Annotated in this window: 6 protein-coding genes; 1 reads left to right on the top strand and 5 read right to left on the bottom strand. The window is 65.9% G+C overall.

From position 1 onward, the window contains the following. Nucleotides 1-1747, bottom strand: a 1747-nt coding sequence (locus tag AC1DU6_RS23065) for a peptidylprolyl isomerase (RefSeq protein WP_477859872.1), incomplete at its 3' end; no start/stop codon positions are given. Between the two features lie 273 nt (nucleotides 1748-2020). Between AC1DU6_RS23065 and AC1DU6_RS23070 the strand changes: the two genes are divergently transcribed. After that, nucleotides 2021-2245, top strand: coding sequence for a hypothetical protein (locus AC1DU6_RS23070; RefSeq protein WP_477859874.1), 225 nt, complete (start codon nucleotides 2021-2023; stop codon nucleotides 2243-2245). Nucleotides 2246-2316: 71 nt separating this feature from the next. Here AC1DU6_RS23070 and AC1DU6_RS23075 read toward each other — a convergent pair whose 3' ends face one another. The 4 genes from AC1DU6_RS23075 to AC1DU6_RS23090 are packed head-to-tail and all read right to left on the bottom strand — an operon-like array spanning nucleotide 2317 to nucleotide 3754. After that, nucleotides 2317-2619 (bottom strand): hypothetical protein, encoded by a 303-nt coding sequence (locus AC1DU6_RS23075; protein ID WP_477859876.1) that lies wholly within the window; start codon nucleotides 2617-2619, stop codon nucleotides 2317-2319. Nucleotides 2620-2626: 7 nt separating this feature from the next. Beyond that, on the bottom strand, nucleotides 2627-3046 hold the full coding sequence (locus AC1DU6_RS23080) for a hypothetical protein (protein WP_477859877.1): 420 nt from the start codon (nucleotides 3044-3046) through the stop codon (nucleotides 2627-2629). Continuing rightward, the gene (locus tag AC1DU6_RS23085) at nucleotides 3043-3537 is read right to left on the bottom strand and encodes a lysozyme (RefSeq protein ID WP_477859879.1); all 495 of its coding nucleotides are present in this window, start codon (nucleotides 3535-3537) and stop codon (nucleotides 3043-3045) included. Before AC1DU6_RS23085 ends, AC1DU6_RS23080 begins: the two co-directional genes overlap by 4 nt. Further along, nucleotides 3530-3754, bottom strand: a complete 225-nt coding sequence (locus AC1DU6_RS23090; RefSeq protein WP_477859881.1) for a DUF7940 domain-containing protein — start codon at nucleotides 3752-3754, stop codon at nucleotides 3530-3532. The genes AC1DU6_RS23085 and AC1DU6_RS23090 overlap by 8 nt, the downstream gene beginning before the upstream one ends. Nucleotides 3755-3784: the final 30 nt, after the last annotated feature.

The raw sequence follows: 3784 nt of genomic DNA on the forward strand, positions 1-3784 counted from the left end.
GGTTGATGCGCACGACGACATAACCGCCGTCGTCGGCCGCCACGCCAACGGCGGCCGGCAACTTGGCGGCATCGGCGCCGAGCACGGCTTCGAGCTGGGTGCGCGTCAGGTTCTGCGGCTTGGCGCGCGAAACGGAGACGGCAGCTTCCAGGCCGGCGGTGTCCGCCGGGTTGGCCTTCATCGCGGCCAGGCGGGCTTCGCCGGCCTTCCTGGCCTGCTCGGCGGCGAGCTTGTGCACGAGCTGCTCGCGCACCTTGTCCTTCACGTCGGCCAGCGGCGGCACGCGGGCCGGGTTGTGCTGGGTGACGTGAGCCGACACGAGCTGGCTGGGACCGGTCTCGACGGCTTCGGTGTTGCGCTTGTTGCGCAGTGCATCGTTGCCGAAGACGGCTTCCAGCAGCTTGGGCGAGGCGAGCGGGCCCGCTGCGCCGGGCTGCGGCTGGCGCTGCACGGTGGCGGTCTGGACCTGCAGCTTGAGCTTGTCGGCTGCGGGCTGCAGGCTGTCGGACTGCTCGTAGACGAGATTGCCGAACTGCTCGGCAGCCTCGGAGTAGCGGCGCTGGGCGAGTTGCTTGCGCACTTCGTTCTCGACTTCGGTGCGCACCGCCTCGAAGGGCTTCTTGTCGCCTCCGCGGGTACCGGTCAGCTGAATGATGTGATAACCGAAATCGGTCTCGACAAGGTTGCTGATCTCGCCCTGCTTCATCGCGTAGACCGCAGCATCGAACTCCTTGACCATGGCGCCGCGGCTGAAGAAGTCGAGGTCGCCACCGTTGGCGCCCGAGCCTTCGTCCTGGGAATTCTTCTTGGCCAGCGCGGCGAACTCGCCGGGGTTCTTGCGCACTTGCGCCAGGATCTCCTCAGCCTTGGCCTTGGCCTTGGCGCGCTCTTCGGCTGGCGCATTGCGCTCCACCTTGATGAGGATGTGGCTGGCGCGGCGCTCCTCGGGCACACCATAGCGTGCTGCGTTTTCCTTGTAGTAGTTCTGCAGGTCGTCTTCGCTGAACTTGACGTCCTTCTTCAGCGCGTCCAGGTCGAGCACGACGTACTGGATCTGGGCCGATTCAGGCAGCTGGAACTTGGCGGCATTCGCCGGTTCCTTGTAGAAGGCCTCGACGTCGGCATCGCTCGGGTTGAGCTTGGCGGCGAAGTCCTTGACGTCGAAACGCTGCAACTGCACCTCACGTTGCTGCAGCAGGGCGTCGAAGGCCAGCTTGGGGCTGGCGGCGCCGACGGCAGCCGAGGACTCGATGGGGGCCGTGACCTGACGGACGGCGTAGTCCTGGCGCAGGCGCTCCATGAAGATGGAAGGCGTCATGCCCTGGGCCGCGAGCAGGGCCTTGTTGACCGTACCGTCGGGGTTGCGCAGAAAGGCGAACTGCGGGTCATTCCAGAAGCGGGCGTTGASGGACTCAGCGCTGGGCGTGAAGTGCTGGTGCTCCGCGGCGGCCTTGAGCGTGCGCTCGTTGACCAGGTTCTCGAGGGCCTGGCGTTTCACTTCCGGCGTATCCAGCAGTTTGGCATCGACGCCCGGGCTCTGGCGGCGGATGCGGTCGGCCTGCTCACGTTGGGCGACGTCCCATTCGGCCTGGGTGATCTTGCGGCCATCGACGCTTGCCACGCCGGTGTTGGCACCACCCATCATGCTGGTGTAGCCCTGCATGCCGACGAGGGCGAAGGACGGCAGGATCAGCAACAGCAGGACGAACTGGAACAGGCGGTTGTGCGTGCGGACGAATTCAAACATCTCGGGGAGCCTTGAGGATCAAACGCGACGAAGGCGAACCGAGGTTCGCCTTCGAGGGAGCCGCATTCTAAATGCGAGACGGCGGACGCCGCCCTGGGGTCGGGTGGTGGGCGCTGACGGGCTCGAACCGCCGACAATCTCCGTGTAAGGGAGGTGATTCTTTTTGTGAATCAATTGGTTATGAGCCCACCCAACCAAACGCCGAAGACAAACTACCGGCTGTCACGCATTTTCCACGGATTTCGGTTTCTTAATGCTGTATAAATGAACAGTATGAAAACCACCGAGTTTTGGTACTGGATGATGACCGACCAGTGGGGCCGACGGCGCAAGAGCCCTTGCCGCTACCGCGTCGAGGATGCCCTGCAGCGCGATCCCACAGCGACGCGCGTTGAGGGTAGTTGCGAGCTGCGCGACTGCCCGGAGACCCTGGACGAGAACTATGCTCTGGCGCCGACGAACAAGCACCTGACCGGCCACGACGGGAAGAAGGGCTAACTTCCTTCCGGTCCACTTCGGGCATTTGCCGAGGCTGGAGTGGCCAGGATCGCCGCAATACGGGCAGTCCATCACCGCTCCCCTATGGCTACCGTGTCCTGCCAGGCCCTGCCCGTGTCGCCGCCACCAGTCTTGCCCTTGTGGTCCCAACTCACGCTCGTGACGCCGAATTCCCGGAGCTTGCGGATCAGCTCGCGCCAGACGCCCGGCGACGTGCTGCCGTCCGCCCGGCTCATGGTGGCGTGGATATAGGCGGCGCCGTCAGCCTGCAGATCAACCTGGGCGATCACGTCGGGCGGGTCGCGCTGCTCGAAGCTGCGGCTGGCCGAGAAAAGTCGGGCCGTCAGTCTTGTAGGCTGCAGGTGCCACGGCATGGTCGGCCTACTTCAAGGCGTCGCGCTTGGCTCGAAGTTCGTCAACGTGTCGCGCGCCTTCTTCAGCCAGGCTCGCACCCTCGCCGAGTAGCTCAGCGATTCGGGCGAGTCTTGGGTCAGCACAGTTGGCTGAGGCAGCGGGAGCGGCGGCAATGGCTGCGGTGCTGTGGCGCACCCGATCAAGGTCAGAGCGAGCAACAAGGGCCCGGCGCTGGCTCTCCACAGTCGTGACGCTGTAGCTGTCCATCTTGCGGATGAGGGAGACGGCGTTGTCATGGTCGACCTTTCGGGCTTGCTCGGAGGCTTGCAATGCGGCTTTGGCGGCCTTGGCCTCGGCCCAACGCATGTGCGTGAACGCGCCAGCCGAGAAGATGGTGAGCGCGGCCGCGGCGTAGATGCCAAGCCTGACCAGCCACAGCGGGATCACGGCAACCCCGCGACGCACGCGTCACGCTCGGCCAGCCGTCGCTTGGTGAGGCCAGGCAGCGCCACGAGCTGGCCGTTGACGCGGGCCTTATCCCAGCGCGGTAGCTGCTCGCAGGCCTGGCGCCATTGCTTGTCGGCCAGCAGGCGGGCCGCGGTGCTGCCCCTGGGGTCGCAGGCGATGGCGGGGCCCATGTTGAACACCGCGTCGCTGTAGGCGACCTTGACCGAGTCCGGCGCCGCTGGCGCGCAGGCCTCGACCAAATCGACGGCTTCGACCAGGTCTTTGTCGAGCAGCCCGCGGCACTCGRCCAAGCTGTACTGCTTGCCGGCCTGCACGTCTGCACCGGTGTGGCCATAGCAGACGGTGAGAATGCCAGGCGGGTCGCGGTAGGCGTATTGCCGCAGGCCTTCGGCGGGGATGGCGATGGCGGCCACAGCGGCAATGAGCGCATTGCGGCGGCTCGCACCTGGCTTGGGCTTTGTGTCAGGCATCGTCGGCATCCTTCTTGAGCTTGGGCTGACTCACCAAGCGCGCCACGGCTGCGCCAAGCGAGACAGCCGCAGTTATCAGGGCGAAGCGCACACTGCCGCCCTGTGGCGCGATGAGCGGCAGCGCCGCGTCTACTGCGCCGAGGCCGGCGGCAAGCAGGCTCAGCCGCACCGACCAGAGTCTCGGCCAGACCCGACGGGCGTCGTCGATCAGCTTCATCGCCGCACCCCGTAGCGCTCGCCTTCAAGC

This window comes from Roseateles sp. P5_B10 (genome assembly GCF_056400485.1).